This is a genomic window from Enterobacter asburiae (genome assembly GCF_008080435.1).
GTDB classification, from domain to species: domain Bacteria; phylum Pseudomonadota; class Gammaproteobacteria; order Enterobacterales; family Enterobacteriaceae; genus Enterobacter; species Enterobacter asburiae_C.
In genome coordinates this window covers 265,716-290,791 of the sequence record NZ_VRKN01000004.1, presented here as the reverse complement: position 1 = coordinate 290,791, position 25,076 = coordinate 265,716, and the positions used below count along the sequence as shown (strand labels likewise).

The window sequence follows — 25,076 nt, the reverse complement described above, 5'->3', positions numbered from 1 at the left end:
GAGGGAATGCTATGCAGACTGATATTCTGAATACCGAAGTGACCACCATTGATGGTGATAACACCACGCTGGAAAGCTACAAAGGCAACGTGTTGCTTATCGTCAATGTGGCATCCAAATGTGGCCTGACGCCGCAGTACGAGCAGCTGGAAAACATTCAGAAGGCCTGGGAGAAAGACGGCTTCACCGTGCTGGGCTTCCCGTGCAACCAGTTCCTCGGCCAGGAGCCGGGCAGCGAAGAGGAGATCAAAACCTTCTGCAGCACCACCTATGGCGTGACGTTCCCGATGTTCAGCAAAATCGATGTCAACGGTGAAGACCGCCATCCGCTGTATGCGAAGCTGATCGCTGCCGCGCCGAAGGCCGTTGCGCCGGAAGGAAGCGGTTTTTATGAACGCATGGCCAGCAAAGGCCGCGCGCCGCTTTACCCGGACGATATCCTGTGGAATTTTGAAAAATTCCTGATTGGTCGCGACGGTCAGGTCGTTCAGCGTTTTTCGCCGGATATGGCCCCTGAGGATCCGATCCTCATGGAATCGATCAAGCTGGCGCTGGCGAAATAATGTCGTTGCTGATGCAGCTCACGGACGTTGCCGAGAAGGGACGTCTGGAGCCGATAACCGGTGCCGTCAATGCGGGAGAAATCCTGCATCTTGTCGGGCCAAACGGTGCAGGGAAGAGCACGCTGCTGGCACGGATGGCAGGCATGACCGACGGAGAAGGGCAGATAACGTTACTGGAGCATACGCTCGCCGACTGGTCACCGGTCTCGCTGGCGCATCGTCGCAGTTACCTCGTGCAGCAGCAGGTGCCGCCCTTTGCGATGCCGGTCTGGCACTATCTGATGCTGCATCTGCACGACAAACAACATACGTCACTGCTGACGGAGGTGGCCGCGGCCCTGGGACTGGAAGATAAACTGTCCCGGCATGCCAGCCAGCTTTCCGGCGGAGAGTGGCAGCGGGTGCGCCTGGCGGCTGTCATCCTTCAGATCCACCCGGCAGGTAATCCTCACGGGCGGATGCTGCTTCTCGATGAACCCATGAGCGGTCTGGATGTGGCGCAGCAGGCGGCACTGGATACGCTGCTAAGCGCCCTGAGCCGAAAAGGCATCGCCGTGGTGATGAGCAGTCATGACCTCAACCACACCCTGCGTCATGCCCACCGGGTGTGGCTGCTGTCGCAGGGAAAGATGATTGCCAGCGGTGCGCGGGATCAGGTTCTTACGCCGCCCCATCTTGCCCGCGCATACAACATGTCGTTCCGCAGGCTGGATATTGAGGGACATAAGATGCTGATTTCAACCGGGCAGGCGTAACCGTTTCTTGCCTGATAGCACAATTGCACGCTAAATTACGAAAAGAACAAAAAAAGCAGAGGATTCGTCTGAAATGCGATTCTGGTTTCTCCTGATGGCCGCACTCTTTCTTGCGGGATGCAGTAGCCATCGTGCACCGCCGCCTAACCCACGGCTTTCAGATTCGATCACCGTTATTGCCAGCCTTAACGATCAGCTGAGCAACTGGCGCGGCACGCCTTATCGATACGGCGGCATGAGCCGCGGCGGTGTGGATTGTTCTGGCTTTGTTCTGATGACGTTTCGCGACAAGTTTGATTTACAGCTTCCGCGTGAAACGCGCAAACAGGCAGAAATTGGTACTGAAATTGATAAAGACGATCTTCTGCCCGGGGACCTGGTTTTCTTCAAAACCGGATCGGGTGAAAGCGGTCTTCATGTGGGCATATATGATACAGACAATCAGTTCATTCATGCCTCGACCAGCCGCGGCGTGATGCGCTCTTCTCTTGATAATGTTTACTGGCGTAAAAATTTCTGGCAGGCACGACGTATATAGTCTTTGTCGGATACTTCTCTTATGACGGCATGGTCAGTAATAAATCATGCCGTTTTTTCTCAAATAAGATGCTTAAAGTTAAATTTACCGAAAATTAGCGAATCCGGCATGTGTCTGTTTTATCTAAAACTGGCTATTATTCTGCAACCAGGATAAAATTATTTTAGATTCAGGGATAAATCTGAAAATTAATACGGAACTAATGAAATTAATCTTATTAAAATCAAGACAGTGGAATTGTGTCGGCAATTGCTCCAGGATGTCCTCTCTCATCTTTAATGCGGGGCGAGTGCAATGATTATTACGCTAGATAATGCTTACCAGTCTGAACTGCTGCTTCTGCCTGCCCGTAATAGCGCAGGTGAGCTTAAAGGTTTAGAAATTCTGGTTAACTTTACTGGCGTCGGCAGCGATGTGCGGATCCCCGCTGAGCTTGTTATCCCTCGGCTTTCAGCGGCTGAAGAGTTAGTGCTGTTTAACGAAAAACTGCAATTGCTTGATACCTGTAAACTGTTTTTTATTCAGCATCAGTTAATTGCATGGATCAATATTACACCTGCAATAGTTGAGTTTTTATTAAGTAATGGAAACGCTGTTTCAATCCTTGAGCGTTATCCGTTTCTTGAGTTTACTGTTAATGAGAATTATCCAGGTTTAAATAACGGAAAGGACGATCTGCAACTGGCGAGAATGGCAATCCATTTCCCGTTGGTCCTGGCAAACTTTGGCGCAGGCGCCGCATCGCTCAAAGCGGTCTATGATGGATTATTTAAGCGGGTCATTCTCGATAAAGGATTCATTCAGCAGCGTGCTCCGGAGCTCTCTTTTGAGCCTTTTATGCGCGCTATCCTCTGGCAAATCACGCCGCACTGCCAGTCAGTTATCGTCTCGGGCATTGACGACCACGGCCTGTTGCAACGCGTTTTGTCCTTCAATTTCGGCGCAATGCAGGGGGCACTCTGGCCAGCCGTCACTGCAGAACACGTCACTACGTTGGTTCAGCAGCGATAACCCTTGCTTTCGCCCGTGTTTAAGTCCGGGTAAACCCTCTACACTAAAAGCAGGAGGACTTATGACCCTGTCTTTTACTGCTCACTGGCATGACGAGTTGCTTGGCTTTTATACCGCACTCAAACCAACACCGTTACAAAATTCACGCCTTATCTGGCATAACGATTTGCTGGCAGAAGAGCTGGCCATTCCGCCTGAGCTGTTTCAGCGTTCAGAGGGCGCTGGCGTCTGGGGCGGTGAAACGCTTCTCGCCGGTATGCAACCCCTGGCTCAGGTCTATAGCGGACATCAGTTTGGCGTCTGGGCGGGGCAACTGGGCGACGGCAGAGGGATCCTGCTCGGTGAACAACAGCTTCCCAACGGGGAGACGGTTGACTGGCACCTGAAAGGCGCAGGCCTTACTCCCTATTCGCGAATGGGCGACGGGCGGGCGGTACTGCGTTCAACGCTTCGCGAGAGCCTGGCGTCCGAAGCGATGCATGCCCTGGGTATCCCCACCACCCGCGCGCTGTCGATTGTCACCAGCGATACGCCGATAGTGCGCGAAACGGTGGAAAAGGGGGCAATGCTGATGCGCATCGCGCAAAGCCATCTGCGCTTCGGTCATTTTGAGCACTTTTACTATCGCCGCGAGCCGGACAAGGTTCGCCAGCTGGCTGACTTTGCCCTTCGTCACCACTGGGCGCATTTGCAGGACGAGGCGGACAAATATGTTCTCTGGTTCAGGGATGTGGTTGCCCGTACCGCAACCCTGATTGCCCGCTGGCAAACGGTGGGCTTTGCGCATGGCGTCATGAATACGGACAACATGTCGATCCTCGGGCTGACCTTTGATTACGGTCCGTTTGGTTTTCTGGACGATTATCAGCCTGGCTATATCTGCAACCATTCTGACTATCAGGGACGTTACAGCTTTGACAATCAGCCAGCGGTTGGCCTGTGGAATCTGCAGCGGCTTGCGCAAACCCTGTCGCCGTTTATCGACGTTGATGCCCTCAATGATGCGCTCGACAGCTATCAGGACATATTGCTGCGAGAATATGGCACGCTGATGCGCAACAAGCTGGGGCTGATGACGCAGGAGAGGGGCGATAACGACATCCTCAACGGCCTGTTTGCCCTGATGGCGCGTGAGGGCAGCGATTATACCCGTACCTTCCGGATGCTGAGCCAGACGGAGCAGCACAGCGCGGCCTCCCCGCTGCGCGACGAGTTTATTGACAGGCAGGCGTTTGACGACTGGTTTGCACAGTACCGCACGCGGCTGCAGCAGGAGCAGGTGGATGACGCTACCCGACAGACGCAGATGAACGCGACGAATCCCGCGATGGTATTGCGTAACTGGCTGGCGCAGCGGGCGATTGAGCAGGCAGAGCAGGGTGAATATGACGAGCTACACCGTTTGCATGTGGCGCTGCGCACGCCGTTTGCCGACCGGGATGATGACTACGTCAGCCGCCCACCTGACTGGGGCAAGCGGCTGGAGGTCAGCTGCTCAAGCTAGTCTTTTGGCCGGGTGGCGGTTTCGCCTTACCCGGCCTGGAAATCACTGCGCAACCCATCCGCCATCCATATTCCACGCGGCGCCGCGAACGTTCACGGCGCTGTCGCTGCACAAAAACAGCGCCAGTTCACCCAGTTGCTCCGGGGTGACAAACTCGCCCGAAGGCTGTTTCTCTGCCAGAAGCCGATCGCGAGCCTGCTCCGGCGGCACGCCCTCAGCGATACGCTTATCAATTTGCTGTTGCACCAGCGGCGTCAGTACCCAGCCTGGGCAGATGGTATTGGCGGTAACACCGGTGCGGGCGGTTTCCAGCGCCAGCGATTTCGTAAAGCCCACTACGCCATGCTTGGCGGCCACGTAGGCTGACTTCTCTTTTGACGCGACCAGCCCGTGAACGGAGGCGATATTAATGATGCGCCCCCAGTTTTTCTCGCGCATGGCGGGCAGCGCCAGCCGGCTGGTGTGAAATACCGAGGAGAGATTAATGGCGATAATGTCGTTCCATTTCTCCACCGGAAACGCGTCAACCGGGGCGACATGCTGAATCCCGGCGTTGTTGACAAGAATGTCCACGCCGCCAAACTGCGATTCGGCGTAGCGCATCATGGCTTCTATTTGCAGCACGTCACGCAGGTCCGCATCGTGATAGCCCGGCTTTTTGCCCTGTTGCGCAATCTCTTCTCTTGCTGATTCGCTGTCGCCGAAACCGTTGAGAATCAACTGTGCTCCGGCCTTCGCCAGTACGCGGGCGATCCCCAGGCCAATGCCGCTGGTCGAGCCTGTCACCAGGGCGGTCTTACCGTTCAGGTTCATCTTTCTCTCCTTACACAATGCCGGTCAGATAGAACACGGCAATGACAAAAAGCACTGCCAGACTTTTAATGATCGTGATAGCGAAAATGCCGCCGTAGGCCTGACGATGGCTCAGACCGGTGATAGCCAGCAGGGTAATCACCGCGCCGTTATGGGGAAGGGTATCCATCCCCCCGCTCGCCATTGAAGCCACGCGGTGCAACACCTCAAGCGGGATATTGGCGGCGTGGGCGGCGGCGACAAACGTGTCGGCCATGGCGGCGAGCGCAATACTCATCCCGCCGGACGCCGAGCCGGTGATCCCCGCGAGGACGGTCACGCTGATGGCCTCATTCAGCAGCGGATTCGGGATGGCCGCCAGCGCGTTGGATAACACCAGGAACCCGGGCAGGGCGGCGATAACCGCGCCGAAACCGTATTCCGAGGCGGTATTCATCGCCGCCAGAATGGCACCGCTTACCGCGGTCCGGCTACCTTCAGCCAGACGCCCTCGGATATTGCGAAAGCCAAAAATCAGCACCAGCACGATACCGGAGATCAGCGCCGCTTCCACGGCCCAGATGGCGGTGATCTTGCCCACCTCGGTCACAATCGGTTTCGCCAGACCTGGCAGCGTAAGCTCGTGGGTCGTGCCGTACCAGCCGGGGATCCAGCGGGTAAACAGCAGGTTAAGTATGCCCACCACCAGCAGCGGGGAGAGGGCAATCAGCGGATGCGGAAGGTTAATGTTATCCGGCGTCTCGGGTTCATTTTTCAGATCCGTGCCGTAACCTTCATTGTTATTGAATGCCTTACGACGCTGGCGTTCCAGCCAGAGCAGGCCAAAGACGATAATAAACAGAGAGCCAATAAGCCCCAGCCACGGCGCGGCCCAGGCGTTCGTGCCAAAGAAGCTGGTGGGGATGATATTCTGGATCTGCGGCGTGCCGGGCAGGGCGTCCATGGTAAACGAGAATGCCCCCAGCGCCACGGTGGCCGGGATCAGCCGTTTAGGGATGCCGCTCTGGCGGAACAATTCCGCTGCGAAAGGGTAAACCGCAAACGCCACCACGAACAGCGAAACGCCGCCATAGGTTAACAACGCACACACCAGGACAATCACGGGTATGGCGTGGCGACGACCGAGGATCTGAATCGCGGCGGCGACGATGGAGCGTGAGAAACCGGAAAGCTCAATCAGCTTGCCAAAAACGGCCCCCAGCAGGAACACCGGGAAGTAGAGCTTGACGAAGCCCACCATCTTTTCCATAAACAGGCCGGTAAACGTCGGGCCGACGGCACCCGGATCGGTCAACAGCACGGCGCCGAGCGCCGCAATCGGCGCAAACAAAATAACGCTATATCCGCGATAGGCCGCCAGCATCAGCAGTGCCAGCGCCGCCAGGGCAATTAACACACTCATTACGACTCCTCACTTTAATTATTATTCGGGTACCAACGAGATGCTTAACGCTCGACGGTCAGAGCAATGCCTTGCCCGCCGCCTACACACAGGGTGACGAGCCCTTTTTTAACGTCACGGCGCTGCATTTCGTACAGCAGCGTCACGAGGATGCGGCAGCCGGAGGCGCCAATCGGATGACCCAGGGCGATAGCGCCGCCGTTAACGTTCACCCTGCGCTCATCCCAGCCGAGCTGCTTGCCCACCGCCAGCGCCTGGGCGGCAAAGGCTTCATTGGCTTCAATGAGATCCACGTCATCCAGCGTCCAGCCCGCCCGCGCCAGCGCCGTCTGACAGGCGCTGACCGGACCAATACCCATCACCGACGGATCGACGCCCGTCACGGCGTAACTCACGATGCGACCGAGGATCGGCAAACCGCTCTCCCGCGCTTTTTCGCCGCTCATCAGCAGCACCGCAGCGGCACCGTCGTTGAGCGTTGACGCATTTCCGGCCGTGACCGTGCCTTCCTCCTGCAAAAAGGCGGGGCGCAGCTGTGCCAGCTGCTCAACGGTGGTGCCTGGCCGGGGCTGTTCGTCACGGCTGACGATAAGCGGCGCTTTTTTACCCTGTTTCACCGTCACCGGCGCTATCTCGGCGTCAAACCGACCCGCTTCGATGGCAAAGGCCGCTTTGTGCTGCGACCGGGCGGTGAAGGCGTCCTGCTGCTCGCGGGAAATGTCATTCTCACGGGCGACGTTTTCCGCGGTGATCCCCATGTGGTAATCGTTGAACGCGTCCCACAGACCGTCGGTAATCATGCTGTCCTGCAGGCCCGTATGGCCAAAACGCAGCCCTGAACGTGCGCCGTCCAGCAGATAGGGGGCGCTGCTCATGCTCTCCTGACCGCCAGCGATAACCACATCCGCATCGCCGCAGCGGATCGCCTGCGCGGCGAGCTGGACCGCTTTTAAGCCCGCGCCGCACACCAGGTTGACCGTGGTTGCCGGTGTGCTGACGGGCAATCCGGCGGCGATGGCCGTCTGGCGCGCAGGGTTTTGTCCGCATCCCGCCGTCAGCACCTGTCCGAAAATCAGTTCATCTACCTGTACTGCACCAGGACCGCTGTTCTCCAGCAGGTGCCGCACCGCTACGGCTCCCAGCTCAACCGCTGAAAGGGACGATAGCGATCCGCGAAAACTGCCAATGGGGGTTCGCGTAGCCCCGACAATCATGACCTCTTTCATCGTGAGTCCTCAGTTGAAGCGCATCTCGCGAACGTCGTCCGCCACGGTCATTTTCCCGGCTGTCTTAGCCGCAATTTCATCGATACTGACGCCTGGGGCGTATTCCCGCAGGATGAATGCGCCATCCTCGATCTCCAGCAACGCGAGGTCGGTTAAGACCCGGCGGATACAGCCCACGCCCGTGAGCGGCAGCGTGCAGCGCGGCAGCAGCTTTGACTCACCGCTTTTTGACGCGTGGGTCATCACCACAATGATGTTCTGCGCCCCGGCGACAAGATCCATCGCGCCGCCCATGCCCTTCACCATCTTTCCGGGGATCATCCACGAGGCGATATTGCCCTCGACGTCCACTTCAAACGCGCCCAGCACGGTCAGGTCGACATGACCGCCGCGGATCATGGCAAACGACTGGGCCGAGTCGAAAATGGCCGCGCCTGTCCTTGCGGTCACGGTCTGTTTACCGGCGTTGATCATGTCAGCGTCAAGGCTCTGCTCGTCAGGAAAAGCCCCCATCCCCAGCAGCCCGTTTTCCGACTGAAGCATCACGTCCATTCCCGCCGGAATGTAGTTCGCCACCAGGGTGGGGATACCAATCCCCAGGTTGACGTAATACCCGTCGCGCAGCTCGCGCGCGACGCGCATGGCCATCTGTTCACGGGTTAACATCGTCACACTCCTTCCGCGCGCAGCGTGCGCTGTTCAATGCGTTTTTCAAACTGGCCAACAATCAGCCTGTCGACGTAAATTCCCGGGGTATGAATGGCCGACGGAGGCAGTTCTCCCGGGGGAACAATCTCTTCCACTTCCACAACCGTTATCCGTCCCGCCGTTGCCATCAGCGGATTAAAATTTTGCGCGGTGTGCCGATAGATAACGTTGCCGTACCAGTCCGCTTTCCAGCCTTTGATGAGCGCGAAATCACCGGTAATGGCCTCTTCAAGGATGTAGTGCTTCCCCGCAAACTGGCGTACGTCTTTACCGGTAGCCACGGGCGTGCCATAGCCGGTGGCCGTGTAAAATGCCGGAATGCCCGCGCCGCCCGCGCGCACCTTTTCCGCCAGCGTGCCCTGAGGAGTGAGTTCAATCTCCAGTTCACCGCTCAGCACCTGCCGCTCGAACAGCGCGTTCTCGCCGACGTAAGAGGCCACCACTTTGCGAACCTGCCGCGTTTCGAGCAGTATCCCGAGACCGAAACCGTCCACGCCGCAGTTGTTTGATATCACCGTCAGATCTTTCACCTGACGGCGTCTGACCTCGGCTATCAGGTTCTCCGGAATACCGCACAGGCCGAAGCCGCCCGCCAGCAAGGTCATCCCGTCCGTCAGCCCATCCAGCGCCTGCGCATAGCTGCCGACGCGCTTATCCAGTCCCGCCATAGTTATCCCTCCCGTTAACCGTGCCGGTATCATTAGGGGCGGCGACTCATTTGTTAATTTTGAATTTGTGACTCACTCATTTGGTTTTTTTATTAATTTCCTGTTAACTAAATTTTTTCAATTAGTTAACAGGATGAAAAATGAGAATGAGTGTCAAACAGTTACGCGCGTTTTTAGCGGTAGCTCACACTCTGAATTTTGCGCACGCCAGCGAACGGCTGAATCTTTCCCAGCCAGCCCTGAGCCTGACGATTAAAGCGCTGGAGGACACGCTCGGCGGACCGCTGCTGCAGCGGAGCACGCGCAAGGTCGCGCTGACGCAGGAGGGAGAGACGTTTTTGCCCATGGCGCGTCAGCTGCTTGCCGACTGGGATAACGTCGAAGAGGCGATGCATCAGTGTTTTACCCTGCAGCGCGGTAAAATCTCGGTCGCGGCCATGCCGTCGTTTGCCGCGAATGTCCTGCCCGAAGTGCTAAAAGCATTTCGCGATCGTCACGCCGGGGTCAACGTCACCGTGCACGATGTCATTAACGAGCAGGTGATCGAGATGGTGCGGGAAGGGCGGGTTGAGATGGGCATCGCCTTTGAGCCCGCGCCCACGCACAACCTGCTGTTTACCCCGCTGGGCCTCGACAGGTTTGTTGCCATTGTGCCGAAAGCGTCCTCGCTGGCAGGCAAAAAGCGCCTGACATGGGAAGAGCTGCTGACGCTGGATTTCATCACCCTCCAGCGCCCCTCTGCGGTGCGTCTGATGATGGAAGAAGAGCTGGCGCGAAGCGGCAGAAAGCTGGACGTCGCGCTGGAGAGTCATCAACTGGTGACGGTCGGGCGAATGGTCGCGAGTGGCCTGGGCGGCAGTGCCGTACCGGCGCTGTGCGAGACGCAGATGGCGTCGCTGGGCGCGGTCTGTATTCCGCTGGACAGCCCGCCCATTGAAAAGTGCATCGGGGTGATCCATCCAGGGCACACGCAGCTCTCTAAAGCGGCGCATGTCCTGCTGGAAACACTGAAAGATTTTTACCAGCCCGATCACGGGGCGAGAAACACCTGCGGCGCGGCGTGAGCCGGATGCCTGCCGACGATGACCTGCGCGCCGTACCAGCGCGCCAGCGCATCGGCCTGCAAAACGGTTTCCGGTGCTCCCTGGGACACGATTCTGCCGCCATGCAGCAGCAGGATGCGGTCCGCCCACAGCGCCGCCAGATTGAGATCGTGCAGTACCACGCAAACATGCAGATGTCCTCGACGGGTCAGGGATTTCAGCAGGCGCAGCAGATGCTGCTGGTGATAGAGATCCAGCGCGGAGGTAGGTTCATCGAGGAACAGCCAGCCGCGCGGCGCACCGTCGCACCAGAGCTGAGCCAGCGCGCGGGCGAGCTGGATGCGCTGCTGCTCGCCGCCGGAGAGTGCGGCAAACTGCCTGCCCGCCAGCGGTAAACAGCCGGTGACGGCCATGACCTCCTCAATAACTGACGCTTCAGGCGTGCGGGTCCAGGGCGCGCGCCCCATACCGACTACCGCCTCAACCGGCCAGTCAAATCCGAGCTGCGTGTTCTGGCGCATCACCGCCCGGTAGCGGGAGAGTCTGTCCGGCTGCCAGGCCGCAAGCGGTGTGCCCGCCAGGCTGCACCGTCCGCCCGTGGGTTTAAGATAGCCGGTAAGCAGCCGCAACAGCGTTGATTTCCCGGCACCGTTAGGGCCAATCAACGCCACCAGCTCGCCCTGAGATAAGGTCAGCGACACGTCGTTAATCAGCGTGCGATGCCCGGCGCGAAAAACAATGTTTTCTGCACAATAGCGTTCAGCCATGCGCACCTCCGCGACGAAAGATCAGCCACAGAAACCACGGCGCGCCGAGAAGGCTGGTCAATAAGCCGACCGGCATTTCCGCCGGGGCGACCAGGCTGCGCGCCAGCGTATCGGCAACCAGCAGGAGCAACGCACCGACCAGCACCGAGCCAGGGAGCACGGCCCGGTGGTCGGCTCCCAGCCACATGCGCACCAGGTGCGGTACTACCAGGCCGACAAAGCCGATCACGCCGCTGACCGCAACGGCGGCAGCCACCAGCAGGGCACTGCACAGCAGCAGGATCCGCTGCACGGCGGCAACCTCCACGCCGAGGTAATGTGCCTCTTCGTCGCCCAACTGCAACAAGTTGAGGGCGCCTGCCAGACGCCAGATAACCAGCGCGGTGGGGACCATCAGCGAGGTGACGGCCAGCAGCGTTGACCACTGCGCCTGGCCGAGGCTGCCCATTCCCCAGAGCGAAAGCTGACGAAGCTGGGCATCATTGCTGAGCCATGACAGCACGCCGACGGCCGCGCCGCACAGGGCGTTGATGGCAATTCCCACCAGCAGCAGGCGCGACAGGGAAACGTCACGCTGCCGGCTGAGCAGGAAAATCACCAGGGTGGCGGCCAGCGCGCCGAGAAACGCCGCCAGCATCGGGGCATACAGCATCACCAGTGCAGGCAGCGAGAGCGGAAGCACCACCCACAGCGCAACGGCAAGAGCCGCGCCGCTGCTGATACCGAGCAGCCCCGGGTCCGCCAGCGGATTTCGAAACAGCCCCTGCATCACGCAGCCCGCCAGCGCCAGTGAACCGCCGATCGTCAGCGCCAGCAGCACGCGAGGCAGGCGGATCGTCAGCCAGATCTGACGCAGCGCCTCGTCGGTGCCGTTCCACAGCAGGCTGACCGGCAGACGCAGCGCGCCAATACCGCTGGCTGTCAGCGTCATGACAACCAGCAGCGCGGCCAGCATCCACAATGACAATGCGGCTCGCCGGGACATCAGGGCAGTTGCTCCGCTTTGGCACGCAGCTGCTGGATGGCCTGCGGCGTACGCACGCTAAAGCCCAGCAGGGCCATATCGTCAATCGCCAGCACCTGCTTATTCCGTCCCGCCGGGGTTTGCGCCAGACCGGGCAGCTTCCACAGATTCGCTTCACCGCCCAGGGCGTTGAGACCGTCCTGAGAAATCACCACCAGGTCGGGCTGGCTGGCAATCACGCCCTCCTGCGACAGCGGCTGATAGCGGGTAAACCCCTGCATCGCATTCTGCAGCCCCGCCGCACGAATGGCTGCATCCGCGCCGGTCTGTTGTCCGGCAGCCATTGCGGTCATCCCGCCGTGGTTGAGAATAAACAGTACCCGCTTATTGAGTGGTGACGCGGGCAGCGCCGACATCGCCTGACGCAGCGTGTTGCGCAGGACCTCCCCCTCGGCCTCGCGGTGCGTCGCTTCAGCGACGATCCGCACCTTTTCGTCAATGACGCTCAGGTCGTGACTGGCAGGAACAGCGATCACCCTGACGTGGCTTTGCTCAACCTGCTTTAGCGCCAGAGACGGCTGCGCCTGGGCGCTGGCCAGTACCAGCGTGGGGCGCATGGATAAGATCCCTTCTGCATTGAGCTGGCGCAGATAGCCCACGTCAGGCAGCGAATTCGCCGCCTGCGGCCACTGGCTGGTGCTGTCGCGGGCCACCAGCGAAGATTCCGCGCCGAGGGCGTAGACAATCTCGGTGACGTCGCCGCCGAGGGTAACGATTTTCTCCTGCGGCGCAGCAAGCGCCAGCAGGGGCAGGGCGCTGAGCAGGGCAAGCCACCGTTTCATGCGGCCAGCCCTTTCGCCGTTAAGGCGTCAATCTGGCTGCGCCACTGGCTCTGCTCCGGTTCGCCTTCCGTACGCTGGCCGTACAGCTGGGCGATTTGCGTTCCATCGGCGGCAAACAGCTCCAGGCTGGTGACATGCCCGTCAGCCGTCGGCTTGCGCGTGACCCACGTTTCCGCAATGGCCCCTTCAAGCAGATGCAGGGTAAAGGTTGGGTTAAAGATGTTCAGCCAGCCTTTCATCGGCACCAGCTTTTCCACCACGCCGGTGAAGATCTGCACGCAGCCGCGGTTGCCCACAAAGACCATGATTTCGTTGCCGTCCCGGCGCGCCGTCTCCAGAAGCTGCGCCAGCGCGGTGTTCTCTACCCGGCAGGCCAGATCGTCACCCACCAGGCGAAATGCCTGCTGGCGGCTGAGGCTGTGGCGCTTGAGCAGGCTGAAGAACTGATGAACATCGGTCATGGCGCGCCATTCTTTATCCACAAGAGTGGCTTCCGCATGTGCGCCGTGAGCCGGGGTATCGGCCATCTTCAACGCCAGCGGCGGATTATCGGCAAAGATAAAGCGGGTCAGCACGTCGCCCCAGGCGGAAACGTCGGTGTTATCCGTGGTGTAGACCTTCAGCAGGGCATCGCCCTGGTGGTCGAAGAACTGAATGCTCTGCCGCTCGCCGCGGGCGGTGGCTTCACTGATGTGAAACGCGCTCGCCCACTGGTTGAGGAACAGGCGTAGATCCAGCGCGCGCGGGTTCAGCACCAGCCCGGCGTGGCCGTTCAGGTGCTGGTTGGTGAAGTTCCCTACCTGTTCGTGCACGGCGTATTCGTTGCGACAGATACATTTGGTTTCGCCCACCGCCTCCAGCGCGCCCAGGATCTCGCGGATTTCACCGCGCAATCGCCAGGCGTCGTGACCCACGCGGGCAAAGGTTAGCTCTGCTTCACTGATGTTCATTAACCCCGCGATGTCGCGCGCGTACTTACCCGGATTGGCTTCTTTTAGCTCAAGCCAGCGTGTGTAGTGATTCATTTTCTTATCCTTCTGAATAGTTGCCCCGAAGGGAATTACCACTGATAGCTTACGAAAATCTTGCCGTTACGACCGTCCTGCGGAATGCCCTGAGGTGACCAGTACGCTTTGTCGAAGGCGTTGCCCAGCACCAGCGTCGTGGTCACGCCTTTGAGCCGCTCCTGGCCTTTGTAGCTCACGTAGAAATCGTTGACCGCATAGCCCGGCTGTTTGCTGTAGCTGCTGCTGATATGCGTTGAGCGATCGACAAAGGTGCCGATCCAGCCGACAGAAAAACCGCTTTGCGCCACCGGAATGTCCAGCTTACTGGTGACGGTATCCGGGTTAATGCTGGAGATATACTCACCCGTATCGGTGTCTTTTCCGCGCGTGCGGTTATAGGCCAGGTCGAGGTTGAAGAGGTCAGCAGAGTATTTTGCCATCATGTCCCAACCCCAGATTTTGGCGTTCGGGACGTTATAGGACATGGTGGTCGCCGCGGCAAAATTGACGGTGGTGGAGATATAGTCTTTAGCTTTGGTGTCGAAATAGCTGGCTTTGAACTCCAGCGCATCGTTGGCAAGCATCAGATCGTCAAAGCGCAGGCCAAAACCAAACTCCTGCGTTTCGTTGGTTTCCGGGCGCAGGTTCGGGTTTGGCACCCAGTAGTTGGTATAGAAGCGGCCAATGGAGAAGTGTTTGGCGTCGTTATACATCTCACCCATGGTGGGTGCGCGGAAGGCCTGCGCGTAAGAGCCAAACAGCATCAGCCAGTCGGTGGGGCTAACGGTTAACCCGGCGCGGGATGACCACTTATCGGCATCCACATCGTTGTAGCCGTCGCTGCTGCCGCGGTAGTTGTCATAGCGTGTACCGCCCAGCAGGGTAACAGGCAGATCGCGCAGGGTGATCTCATCCTGCAGCCAGCCGGAGCTGAAGTCGATTTTCGCGTCCGGGAAGCCGGTGGTTGCCCCGCCCGGATGCTGCTCCTGACGATAGTATTCCCCGCCGTAGGTCAGAAGGTGTGCTGCAAAGGTGTCGCTGAACAGGCGGGTGCGGTTTTCCACCTTGCCGCCTTTGGTGGTCTGCTTGCGAAACTCGCCGCTGCTGTCGATGTTCTGGGCATTAATGCGCGCTTCGGACCAGTAGACCTTCGCGTCGGCGTTCAGCCAGTCGTACCCTTCCGGAGCAATGTGGTAGCCCAGCTGCGCGTCACGCTGAATGGTGGAGCGGTCGGTCATCGGGTTACTGCTGTCCGCCCCGGCGGTTTGCGGGTTTTTCGGTTCCTGAGCGGCGTTGTTGTAGTAGCGCAGGGAGCCGCTCAGGGTCTGGGCCGGGTCGATTTTCCAGCTGCCTTTCGCCAGCATATTATTGATGGATTCGTCGTTAGGCGCGGTTGCACCGTCGCTCTGGCGGATATCACCGCGATCCCGGCTGGACCAGGAGACCAGACCGTCCAGCGTATCGGTGCGGCCGTAGGCGCTGGCCCCCATCCCGAGGCTATGATCGCCCGTCGCACCCGTACCAAACACGCGGTAGCCGCTGTTTTTACCCGGTTCGAGCAGATCTTTCGCATCGGCGGTGTCATAGGAAATCACGCCGCCCAGCGCGCCGCTGCCGTACAGCAGGGCCGACGGGCCGCGAACCACCTCGATACGTTTAATTAGCGCCGGGTCGAGGAAGGTGCTGTTCAGGTGGCCGGTATCGGTTCCCTGGCGCACGCCGTCAACCAGCACCAGCACGCCGCGACGGTCATAGCCGCGCAGGTTGACGTCCTGCCCGTTGGTGCGCCCGGTGCCGTCCAGCGTCAGACCGGGGACGTTACGCAGCAGGTCGGCCGCTGAGCTTGCGGTTTGTTTCTCCGGCGCGCTGGCGTCAATTACGCTTACCATCATGGGCGCTTCAAAGGTGCTGCGGGCGTTGCCCGTGGCGGTGACGGTAATGTCGTCTGTGGCGGCGAACGCGATGCCCGGCAGGGCACTGACAATCGCCAGCGCCAGAAGTGACGGACGTAAAGATGCGGAAGGCAGGTGTGGCATAGCAACTCTCCATAAGAAGTGAAAAGCGCTGGCTGCCTGGGGGTCACCTGGGTGGCTGGCGTATTTTTAGGTGTTGTTTATTTTGTGAGGATCAGTTTTCCGGCATGGGTCTGACGCAGAAGATAGCGCTGGCCGTCATGCTCGATAATGACCCGCCCCTCATCGCCGAGCAGGGCTTTGCTGTCAATCCGACGCTCGGCGGGGGCTGGCGCTGTGTGTGTTTTTGCTGGCGTTGCCGCGCTGTTATCCGTACGTGACATAATGTTTATAAATAGCAATTAATGTGACAATGATAATCATTATCAATAAACTGCAAATTCACGGCAAGCGTTTTTGTGAAAAAAGGGTGAGGGGATCAAATTTGGGGGAGAGGTGCGGTCTGATGCCCTCACCCCGACCCTCTCCCACAGGGAGAGGGAGAAGGGCACGAACCGTAGGCCGGGTAAGCGCAGCGCCACCCGGCAGGATTTTAAAAGCGCGTGTCCACGGCTGAAGCCAGCTTTTCCAGCAGCAGTTCGCTGTCTTCCCAGCTCAGGCACGGGTCGGTGATCGACTGACCGTAAACCATCTGCTGTCCGGCAACAATTTTCTGCGTGCCTTCCTTGATGAAACTCTCGGCCATAATCCCTGCAACGGCGGTTGAACCGCTGCGGATCTGCTGGCAGATCGCATCGCAGACGTCCAGCTGGCGGCGATGCTGCTTCTGGCAGTTGCCGTGGCTGAAATCCACCACCAGATGTTCCGGCAGGTCGAACTCGGCCAGCGTTTCACAGGCCGCCGCAATATCTTCTGCATGGTAATTGGGTTTCTTCCCGCCGCGCATAATGATATGGCCGTAAGGGTTACCGCTGGTCTGGTAGATGGTCATATGACCGCTTTTGTCCGGCGACAGGAACATGTGGCTGGCACGGGCTGCGCGGATGGCGTCAACCGCGATACGGGTGTTGCCATCGGTCCCGTTTTTAAAGCCGACCGGACAGGAGAGGGCGGAGGCCATCTCTCGGTGGATCTGGCTTTCGGTAGTGCGTGCGCCAATCGCGCCCCAGCTGATCAGATCGGCGATAAACTGCCCGGTCACCATATCGAGAAACTCGGTCGCCGTCGGAACGCCCAGCTCGTTGACCTGTAAAAGCAGCTTCCGCGCCAGCTCGATACCGTGGTTAACGCGATAGCTGCCGTTGAGGTCAGGATCGGAAATCAGTCCTTTCCAGCCCACCACGGTCCGTGGTTTTTCAAAGTAGGTGCGCATGACGATCTCAAGGCGATGCTGGTACTTATCCCGCAGTCCCTGAAGCCGTTTTGCATAATCCATCGCTGCATCCAGATCGTGGATGGAGCAAGGCCCAATCACCACCAGAAGACGTTTGTCTTCACCATTCAGGATTTTTTCAATGCGGCGGCGGGAGGCCGTCACATGTTCCGCGACGGAGGCGGAAACAGGATGCCGCTGTGCCAGTTCAGCCGGCGTGACCAGGCTGTCAATGCGCGCAGTGCGGAGTTCATCGGTTTTATTCATGGAATGTCTCAGAAAATTTTTGCTTCATCGGCAGACTACCGGGAAGTGATGGGCATCACCTTAAACCAATCCCTGCTGATTTCAAGTTCGGGGCGACACCGCCCCGTGGTTGCAGATGATGATACCTGAATCTGAGCTAATGTACTAGCATATTAGTACATGCGGCGATTAAGCCCCATGATGTCGAGAATTTTGGTGGCAATTTCTTCAACCGAATAGTTGGTGCTGTTCAGCCACGGGATCTGGTTTTTGCGATACAGCGCTTCCACTTCGGAGACTTCCATCCGACACTGGCGCATGGAGGCGTAGCGGCTGTTCTCACGGCGCTCTTCGCGGATGGCCGCAAGGCGTTCCGGGTTGATGGTCAGGCCAAACAGCTTGTGCTGTAGCGGTTTGAGCGCAGCGGGCAGGACCAGGTTATCCATATCGTCGGCAATAAACGGGTAGTTTGCCGCGCGAATGCCAAACTGCATCGCCAGATAGAGGCTGGTCGGGGTTTTGCCGCAGCGCGACACGCCAAGCAAAATGACCTGCGCCTGGTCGAGGTTGCGCATTGAAATGCCGTCATCGTGGGCCAGGGTGTAATCGATGGCGGCGATACGCGCGTCATACTTAATCAGGTTGCCGGGGTTCAGCCCATGGGTACGGTGAGCGATAGGAGTCGGGTCGAGCTTAAGCTCGCTCTGCAACGGTGCCACCAGCGCCTGCACGATATCCTGACAAAACCCTTCACTTTGCAGAATGATGCTGCGAATTTCCGGGATAACAATGGAGTAGAACACCAGCGGGCGGACGCCGGTCTGCTGGTAGATAGCGTCAATCTGGTCCTTCACCGCTTTGGCGCGGCTCTCGTTTTCGACAAACGGCAGCGTGATGCTGTTAATCGAAACGGGAAACTGCGACATCACCGCGTGGCCCAGGACCTCGGCGGTGATCGCCGTACCATCAGAAATATAAAAAACGTGGCGATCGACAGCACTATCCATTTTATTCACCCTGAATATCAGACCTAATTGCCTGAAAGCATAAATTAAAAAAGTAAATTACACAGCAAAGAACTTATCTTAATTATAAATGAAACGGTGTTTTTGATTTTCCTGAAAAGTGGATTTCATTTTTCAAATAGCGACTTTATTTTTGGGGTTTCTGGCTGAATATATAGGAATCATCGGGTTAATGCCTGGTGGGAAAGTATCCGAAAAGTTGAAATTTTAAATTGCTTACACGATTCACCGTTTTTTTAGCGCTAATAAATATGCCAGTATAAATACGTAGTCAGGTGTTACTTACTCCGATCAAATATCACAAAAGGATTGTTTCGATGTCCAACAATGGCTCGTCACCGCTGGTGCTTTGGTATAACCAACTCGGCATGAATGATGTAGACAGAGTTGGGGGCAAAAATGCCTCCCTGGGTGAAATGATTACAAATCTGTCAGGTATGGGTGTTTCCGTACCGAACGGGTTTGCCACCACCGCCGATGCCTTTAACCTGTTTTTAGACCAGAGCGGTGTTAACCAGCGCATTTACGACCTGCTGGATAAAACGGATATTGATGACGTTACCGAGCTTGCCAAAGCCGGGGCGCAGATCCGCCAGTGGATCATCGACACACCTTTCCAGCCGGAACTGGAAAAAGCCATTCACGACGCGTACAACCAGATCTCTGCTGACGATGCGCAGGCCTCCTTTGCCGTGCGTTCCTCTGCGACCGCAGAAGATATGCCGGACGCCTCGTTTGCCGGGCAGCAGGAAACCTTCCTGAACGTCCAGGGTTACGATGCGGTGCTGGTGGCGGTGAAGCATGTGTTTGCTTCCCTGTTTAACGACCGTGCCATCTCCTATCGCGTGCACCAGGGCTATGACCATCGCGGCGTGGCGCTCTCCGCTGGCGTGCAGCGCATGGTGCGCTCGGACGTGGGTTCATCCGGCGTGATGTTCTCCATTGATACCGAATCCGGCTTCGACCAGGTGGTGTTTATCACCTCCGCGTGGGGTCTGGGTGAGATGGTAGTCCAGGGGGCGGTAAACCCTGACGAATTCTACGTCCACAAGCCTACGCTGGCCGCTGGCCGTCCGGCGGTGGTGCGCCGCACCATGGGCTCGAAAAAAATCCGCATGATTTATGCCCCGACCCAGGAGCATGGCAAGCAGGTTAAAATTGAAGATGTACCGCAGGAGCAGCGCGACCGCTTCTCCCTGACCGACGCCGAAGTGCAGGAACTGGCGAAGCAGGCGGTGCAGATTGAAAAACACTACGGCCGTCCGATGGACATCGAATGGGCGAAAGACGGTAACACCGGCAAGCTGTTTATCGTGCAGGCGCGTCCGGAAACCGTTCGCTCACGCGGTCAGGTGATGGAGCGTTATACGCTGCACGCGCAGGGCAAAATCGTGGCGGAAGGCCGTGCCATCGGCCACCGCATCGGTGCCGGTCCGGTCAAAGTGATCCACGACATCAGCGAGATGAACCGCATTGAACCCGGTGACGTGCTGGTAACCGACATGACCGACCCGGACTGGGAACCGATCATGAAGAAAGCGGCGGCTATCGTCACCAACCGTGGCGGTCGTACCTGTCACGCGGCGATCATTGCCCGCGAACTGGGTATTCCTGCGGTTGTCGGCTGCGGTGATGCCACCGAGCGCATGAAGGACGGGCAGAACGTGACCGTCTCCTGTGCCGAAGGCGATACCGGCTACGTGTATGCCGATATCCTCGACTTCAGCGTGAAGAGCTCCAGCGTAGATACCATGCCGGACCTGCCGCTGAAGATCATGATGAACGTCGGCAACCCGGACCGCGCGTTTGACTTCGCCTGTCTGCCGAACGAAGGCGTTGGCCTGGCGCGTCTGGAATTTATCATCAACCGTATGATCGGCGTTCACCCGCGTGCGCTGCTGGAGTTTGACGATCAGGATCCGAAGCTGCAGAACGAAATCCGCGAGATGATGAAAGGCTACGACTCGCCGAAAGAGTTCTACGTCGGCCGTCTGACCGAAGGGATCGCCACACTGGGCGCCGCCTTCTATCCGAAACGCGTGATCGTGCGTCTGTCTGACTTTAAGTCTAACGAATACGCCAACCTGGTAGGCGGCGAGCGCTACGAGCCGGAAGAAGAGAACCCGATGCTGGGCTTCCGCGGGGCTGGACGCTACGTGTCCGACAGCTTCCGCGACTGCTTCGCGCTGGAGTGTGAGGCGGTGAAACGCGTGCGCAACGACATGGGGCTGACCAACGTCGAAATCATGATCCCGTTCGTGCGTACTGTGGATCAGGCGAAAGCCGTTGTGGACGAGCTGGCGCGTCAGGGTCTGAAGCGCGGCGAGAACGGGCTGAAGATCATCATGATGTGCGAAATCCCGTCCAACGCCCTGCTGGCCGAGCAGTTCCTGGAGCATTTCGACGGCTTCTCTATCGGCTCGAACGACATGACGCAGCTGACGCTGGGTCTGGACCGCGACTCCGGCGTGGTCTCTGAGCTGTTCGACGAGCGTAACGAGGCGGTGAAAGCGCTGCTCTCCATGTCCATCCGCGCGGCGAAGAAGCAGGGTAAATATGTCGGGATTTGTGGTCAGGGTCCATCCGACCATGAAGACTTTGCCGCATGGCTGATGGAAGAGGGGATTGATAGTTTGTCCCTGAACCCGGACACCGTGGTGCAAACCTGGCTGAGCCTGGCGGAACTGAATAAGTAACCGCTGACAAGCTTAAAAAGGCGAGGAGATATCTCCTCGCCTTTTTTATTTCCCCCGAATTTGCTCCTCATCACAAATAAAACAAAAAACCAAATATCATAATTTGTCTGTCAATTTAGACAATTGTTAGCGCGCAAACCGTTGCTAATACTTGAGCCTTACTGCGCATTTCCCTTCAGATGATGCGCAACTGGTTGAAATACGTTTTAACCTGATAAAAAGGCAAATAACAATGACACTCTCCTCTGTATTGCGTACCAAAGATAAAATAGGCTATGGCTTAGGCGATATGGCCAGCGCGCTGGTCTGGCAAACGGCAACGTTATTTCTCGCTTATTTTTACACCGACGTTTTTGGGTTGCCCGCCGCGGTTATGGGCACCATGTTTTTAGTGGTGCGCGTGGTCGATGCGCTTGTTGACCCGTGCATTGGCGCGCTGGTCGACCGCACCCGGACGCGTCACGGACGTTTCCGTCCCTGGCTGCTGTGGTTTGCGATTCCGTTTGGCGTCAGTTGTCTGATTACGTTCTATGTGCCGGATGTCGGGCCTACAGGTAAAATTGTCTATGCCTGCGTGACTTACGCCATCTTAAGCCTGATCTACTCGGCGATTAACGTGCCTTACTGCGCTATGCCTGGTGCGCTGACGTTAGACCCGCGCGAGCGTCACTCTCTGCAGTCCTGGCGGTTTGGGTTGTCGTTTATCGGCGGGTTGATTGTGACGGTAATTGCTCTGCCGCTGGTGGCGCAGCTGGGGCAAGGAAACGTACAGAAAGGCTATTTCTATGCCATGAGTCTGATGGGGCTGCTGGGCATTATTTTATTCTTCTGCTGCTTCCTGATGACCCGCGAGCGTTATTCCCCGCGCAATGATACCTCCGGCTCCATGCTCACCGATTTAAAGCTGCTGGCCGGGAACAGCCAGTGGCGCATTGTGTTCCTGTTTAATATTTTGCTGTTAACGGCGGTGGTGACGCGCGGTTCCGCCACTATGTATTACGTGAACTATGTGTTGTTGCGTCCGGATCTGGTTTTTGCCTTTATTGTTTCAGGGATGGTGGCTTCCTTAAGCGGCGCATTATTATCTGAACGGCTGCTGGGGAAATTTGACCGCGTACGCGCCTATCAGTGGACGATAATTTCCTTCGTCATCTTCGGCGCGCTGATTTTCTTCCTGCCTCCTTCGCAGGTGTGGCTGATTTTTGGCCTTAACATCGTCTTTAGCTTTATTCAAAACCTCACTACGCCGCTGCAGTGGACCATGTTCTCCGATGTGGTCGACTACGAAGAACATCGCAGCGGTCGCCGCCTGGACGGGCTGGTCTTCTCCACCGCGCTGTTTGCCATCAAGTTTGGCCTGGCGCTAGGTGGGGCGGTGGTCGGCTGGGTGCTCGGCATGGTGGATTACGCCCCAGGACAGGCTACCCAGGCGCCGCATGTTCTCTCGACCATCAACGCGCTGTTCACCCTTATCCCGTGCGCGTTGTTCCTCTGCATGGTCGCGCTTCTTGCCATCTACAAGCTCAACAGCCGGCTGGTGGATTCCATCGCCCGGGAGTTGGCCAGCAAGCGTGAAGTCAGACCCGAAGCGGGGCAGCTCAGCCCGGCAACCCCTTCCGCACTACAGGAGTAAAACATGACGGCTATCTATAAGGACGCGGGACGTCCCGTGCAAGAACGCGTCGCCGATTTACTGGCGCGTATGACCCCGGAAGAGAAGTTCGCCCAGATGCATGCGTACTGGCTGATCCTCGATGAAAACGGCAACCACCGTGAGCGAAGCGATCTGAGTGATGAATTTGCCGGCGTGAGCGAGCAGGCTGCGCTCAGCGAACGGCTGAAGCTGGGCGTCGGGCAGATCACGCGTCCGCTGGGTACCCACATCGTTGATGCGAAAACCGGCGTGCGCGCCGCCAACCGCCTGCAGCGCATGATGATGGAAGAGATGCGTCTTGGCATCCCGGCGCTGTTTCATGAAGAGTGTCTGGTGGGGCTGCTGTGCAAAGACGCCACCCTGTTCCCGTCGTCATTGAATTACGGATCGACCTGGGACCCGGAACTTGTGCAGCGAGCGGCAGAGCAGATTGGCAAAGAGGCGCGCTCCGTCGGCTGCCAGCAGGGACTGGCGCCGGTGCTGGACGTGTCCCGCGACGTGCGCTGGGGGCGAACCGAAGAGACCTTCGGGGAAGATCCCTGGCTGGTGGGCGTGATGGCGACCGCCTACGTAAAGGGCTTACAGGGCGATAAACGCGACCTGCTGGCGACCCTGAAACATTACGTGGGTCACTCGTTCAGCGAAGGGGCGCGCAACCATGCGCCTGTCCACCTGGGGTTCAGCGAGCTGAACGACACCTTCCTGCTGCCGTTTGAAATGGCGGTGAAGCTGGCAAACGCCGGTTCGGTGATGCCGGCCTATCACGATATCGACAACCAACCGGGGCACAGCGACAGCTTCCTGCTGACCACCGTCCTGCGCGAACAGTGGGGATTCGACGGGATTATTGTGGCGGATTACGGCGGCGTCAGCCTGCTGCACCAGCATCATGGGATTTCCCACGATGCGGCCGAATCTGCTGCGCTGGCGTTTAACGCCGGGCTGGACGTTGAGCTGCCGAAAGACGACTGCGCGCGGCATCTGGCGGAAGCGGTAGAGCGCGGGCTGATCTCTATAGCGAAAGTCGATGAGATCGTGGCGCGCGTGCTGACCGAAAAATTCCGCCTTGGCCTGTTTGAAAAACCGTACGCGGATGAAAACGGTATCGATCTGCAAAACGATATGACCCGCCAGGTCGCGCGGGAGGTGGCGACGAAATCTATCACGCTGCTGGAAAACAACGGCATTTTACCGCTTGGCGGCAAACCCCGCGTGGCGGTGGTGGGGCCGACGGCAGACGATCCGCTGGCGTTACTGAGCGGCTACAGCTTCCCGGTGCATTTGATCATCAGCGATATGGTGGAAGAGACCTCGCAGGTCACGACCCCGCGCGCGGCCCTGGAGCGGTACCTTGGCGCATCGAACGTGCGCTATGCCAAAGGGTGCCACATCATCGAAAAACGGATGGCGGGCGCGCCGGTCTTCCCGGGCGACAGCGGCGGCAAACCGATGCAGCAGTCGCCGGTATCGCAAAGTACCGTCCTGATCCCCGAGGCGGTAAACGCAGCGCAAGAGAGTGACGTGGTGGTGGCCTGCGTGGGCGATCTCGCCGGGCTGTTCCAGAGCGGCACGGTCGGTGAAGGCTCCGATACCGACTCATTAAACCTGCCGGGCGTGCAGCAGCAGTTGCTCGAGGCGCTGGTGGCGACGGGCAAGCCGGTGATCGTTGTCATGACCGGGGGGCGCCCGTACAACCTTCAGGGGCTGGAGGATAAGGTCGCGGCGCTGATGATGGCCTGGGCGCCAGGGCAGGAAGGGGGCTGGGCGATTGCGGACGTGCTAACGGGGCGTGCGGAGCCGCAGGGTCGGCTGGTGGTCAGCGTGCCGAAAAGCGCTGGGGCAATGCCGTATTACTACAACCACAAGCTGAAAAGCGGCGGCACGCCGTTTGCGTTCCATTTCGGTGCCCGCTACCCGTTTGGTTTTGGTCTTGGATGGACGACGTTTTGCTGGGGGGCTGCCCGCGTAGCTGAAAGTCGCGTGCCGGTCGACGGCGAGGTGACGCTGAGTGTGGATATCACCAATACCGGAGAGCGCAGCGGCAGTGAGGTGGTGCAGGTTTACGTCAGGGATAAGGTCGCCACCCAGGTGCGGCCGCTTCAGGAGCTGAAGGCCTTCCAGCGCGTCACGCTCTCGCCGGGCGAAACCGCCACGCTCACCTTTACGCTGCCGGTTGAGATGTTTAACTTTACCCGTCGCGACGGGAAACGCATCGTTGAGCCGGGGGAGTTTGAGCTACAGGTGGGCGCATCGTCGGCGGATATCCGTGATGTGGTAACGGTCAATGTGACAGGGGAAACGCGGGTGCTGTCCGCTGAGTGGCGGATGCTCAGTAGCTGTGAGGTTAAGCGCGCGTAGT

The 25,076-nt window shown here is 58.4% G+C and carries 22 protein-coding genes; 9 read left to right on the top strand and 13 right to left on the bottom strand.

What is annotated here, in order from left to right; all coding sequences use genetic code 11:
- The first annotated feature begins 11 nt into the window (after positions 1 to 11).
- The 5 genes from FU672_RS10060 (at position 12) to selO (ending at position 4,371) form a co-directional block, all read left to right on the top strand.
- Entirely contained in the window at positions 12 to 563 is a 552-nt protein-coding gene (locus FU672_RS10060; protein ID WP_148243150.1) for a glutathione peroxidase, read from the top strand.
- Complete coding sequence (btuD, locus tag FU672_RS10055) at positions 563 to 1,318, top strand: vitamin B12 ABC transporter ATP-binding protein BtuD (RefSeq protein ID WP_148243149.1); 756 nt, start codon at positions 563 to 565, stop codon at positions 1,316 to 1,318. Before FU672_RS10060 ends, btuD begins: the two co-directional genes overlap by 1 nt.
- Positions 1,319 to 1,391: 73 nt before the next feature.
- On the top strand, positions 1,392 to 1,856 hold the full coding sequence (locus tag FU672_RS10050; protein ID WP_008500650.1) for an NlpC/P60 family protein: 465 nt from the start codon (positions 1,392 to 1,394) through the stop codon (positions 1,854 to 1,856).
- A 294-nt stretch (positions 1,857 to 2,150) separates the two neighbouring features.
- A complete protein-coding gene (locus FU672_RS10045) occupies positions 2,151 to 2,867 on the top strand; it encodes an EAL domain-containing protein (protein ID WP_148243148.1) in 717 nt (238 codons plus the stop codon).
- Positions 2,868 to 2,928: 61 nt separating this feature from the next.
- Positions 2,929 to 4,371: a protein adenylyltransferase SelO gene (gene selO, locus FU672_RS10040; protein ID WP_148243147.1), complete on the top strand. Its 1,443-nt coding sequence runs from the start codon at positions 2,929 to 2,931 to the stop codon at positions 4,369 to 4,371.
- 42 nt (positions 4,372 to 4,413) lie between these two features.
- Here selO and FU672_RS10035 read toward each other — a convergent pair whose 3' ends face one another.
- From FU672_RS10035 to FU672_RS10015, 5 genes are read right to left on the bottom strand one after another with little or no spacing between them, the layout of a single operon-like run.
- Entirely contained in the window at positions 4,414 to 5,184 is a 771-nt protein-coding gene (locus FU672_RS10035) for a 3-hydroxybutyrate dehydrogenase (protein ID WP_023335380.1), read from the bottom strand.
- Positions 5,185 to 5,194: 10 nt separating this feature from the next.
- Positions 5,195 to 6,586, bottom strand: coding sequence for a GntP family permease (locus FU672_RS10030; RefSeq protein WP_148243146.1), 1,392 nt, complete (start codon positions 6,584 to 6,586; stop codon positions 5,195 to 5,197).
- A 44-nt stretch (positions 6,587 to 6,630) separates the two neighbouring features.
- A complete protein-coding gene (locus FU672_RS10025; RefSeq protein ID WP_148243145.1) occupies positions 6,631 to 7,812 on the bottom strand; it encodes an acetyl-CoA C-acetyltransferase in 1,182 nt (393 codons plus the stop codon).
- A 9-nt stretch (positions 7,813 to 7,821) separates the two neighbouring features.
- The gene (locus FU672_RS10020) at positions 7,822 to 8,478 is read right to left on the bottom strand and encodes a CoA transferase subunit B (protein WP_148243144.1); all 657 of its coding nucleotides are present in this window, start codon (positions 8,476 to 8,478) and stop codon (positions 7,822 to 7,824) included.
- 2 nt (positions 8,479 to 8,480) lie between these two features.
- Complete coding sequence (locus FU672_RS10015; RefSeq protein WP_148243143.1) at positions 8,481 to 9,188, bottom strand: CoA transferase subunit A; 708 nt, start codon at positions 9,186 to 9,188, stop codon at positions 8,481 to 8,483.
- Positions 9,189 to 9,328: 140 nt separating this feature from the next.
- On the opposite strand from FU672_RS10015, the gene FU672_RS10010 reads away from it, so the two are divergent.
- Positions 9,329 to 10,252, top strand: coding sequence for a LysR family transcriptional regulator (locus tag FU672_RS10010; protein ID WP_187360795.1), 924 nt, complete (start codon positions 9,329 to 9,331; stop codon positions 10,250 to 10,252).
- Here FU672_RS10010 and FU672_RS10005 read toward each other — a convergent pair.
- The 8 genes from FU672_RS10005 to ppsR all read right to left on the bottom strand — a co-directional run bounded on the left by FU672_RS10005 (position 10,219) and on the right by ppsR (position 18,349).
- Positions 10,219 to 10,998: a heme ABC transporter ATP-binding protein gene (locus FU672_RS10005; protein WP_148243142.1), complete on the bottom strand. Its 780-nt coding sequence runs from the start codon at positions 10,996 to 10,998 to the stop codon at positions 10,219 to 10,221. The genes FU672_RS10010 and FU672_RS10005 overlap by 34 nt on opposite strands.
- Complete coding sequence (locus FU672_RS10000) at positions 10,991 to 11,983, bottom strand: FecCD family ABC transporter permease (protein ID WP_148243141.1); 993 nt, start codon at positions 11,981 to 11,983, stop codon at positions 10,991 to 10,993. The genes FU672_RS10005 and FU672_RS10000 overlap by 8 nt, the downstream gene beginning before the upstream one ends.
- A complete protein-coding gene (locus FU672_RS09995) occupies positions 11,983 to 12,804 on the bottom strand; it encodes a heme/hemin ABC transporter substrate-binding protein (RefSeq protein WP_148243140.1) in 822 nt (273 codons plus the stop codon). The genes FU672_RS10000 and FU672_RS09995 overlap by 1 nt, the downstream gene beginning before the upstream one ends.
- Positions 12,801 to 13,829 (bottom strand): hematinate-forming heme oxygenase ChuS, encoded by a 1,029-nt coding sequence (gene chuS / locus FU672_RS09990; protein ID WP_148243139.1) that lies wholly within the window; start codon positions 13,827 to 13,829, stop codon positions 12,801 to 12,803. Before chuS ends, FU672_RS09995 begins: the two co-directional genes overlap by 4 nt.
- Before the next feature lie 35 nt (positions 13,830 to 13,864).
- Complete coding sequence (locus FU672_RS09985; RefSeq protein WP_148243138.1) at positions 13,865 to 15,847, bottom strand: TonB-dependent hemoglobin/transferrin/lactoferrin family receptor; 1,983 nt, start codon at positions 15,845 to 15,847, stop codon at positions 13,865 to 13,867.
- 77 nt (positions 15,848 to 15,924) lie between these two features.
- Entirely contained in the window at positions 15,925 to 16,107 is a 183-nt protein-coding gene (gene hemP / locus FU672_RS09980; protein ID WP_148243137.1) for a hemin uptake protein HemP, read from the bottom strand.
- Positions 16,108 to 16,316: 209 nt separating this feature from the next.
- Positions 16,317 to 17,363 (bottom strand): 3-deoxy-7-phosphoheptulonate synthase AroH, encoded by a 1,047-nt coding sequence (aroH, locus tag FU672_RS09975; RefSeq protein ID WP_148243136.1) that lies wholly within the window; start codon positions 17,361 to 17,363, stop codon positions 16,317 to 16,319.
- 152 nt (positions 17,364 to 17,515) lie between these two features.
- On the bottom strand, positions 17,516 to 18,349 hold the full coding sequence (ppsR, locus tag FU672_RS09970) for a posphoenolpyruvate synthetase regulatory kinase/phosphorylase PpsR (RefSeq protein WP_148243135.1): 834 nt from the start codon (positions 18,347 to 18,349) through the stop codon (positions 17,516 to 17,518).
- A 335-nt stretch (positions 18,350 to 18,684) separates the two neighbouring features.
- Between ppsR and ppsA the strand changes: the two genes are divergently transcribed.
- The 3 genes from ppsA to FU672_RS09955 all read left to right on the top strand — a co-directional run bounded on the left by ppsA (position 18,685) and on the right by FU672_RS09955 (position 25,075).
- The gene (gene ppsA, locus FU672_RS09965; RefSeq protein ID WP_148243134.1) at positions 18,685 to 21,063 is read left to right on the top strand and encodes a phosphoenolpyruvate synthase; all 2,379 of its coding nucleotides are present in this window, start codon (positions 18,685 to 18,687) and stop codon (positions 21,061 to 21,063) included.
- A gap of 232 nt (positions 21,064 to 21,295) precedes the next feature.
- Entirely contained in the window at positions 21,296 to 22,696 is a 1,401-nt protein-coding gene (locus FU672_RS09960; protein ID WP_148243133.1) for an MFS transporter, read from the top strand.
- A gap of 3 nt (positions 22,697 to 22,699) precedes the next feature.
- A complete protein-coding gene (locus FU672_RS09955) occupies positions 22,700 to 25,075 on the top strand; it encodes a glycoside hydrolase family 3 N-terminal domain-containing protein (RefSeq protein ID WP_148243132.1) in 2,376 nt (791 codons plus the stop codon).
- Position 25,076: the final 1 nt, after the last annotated feature.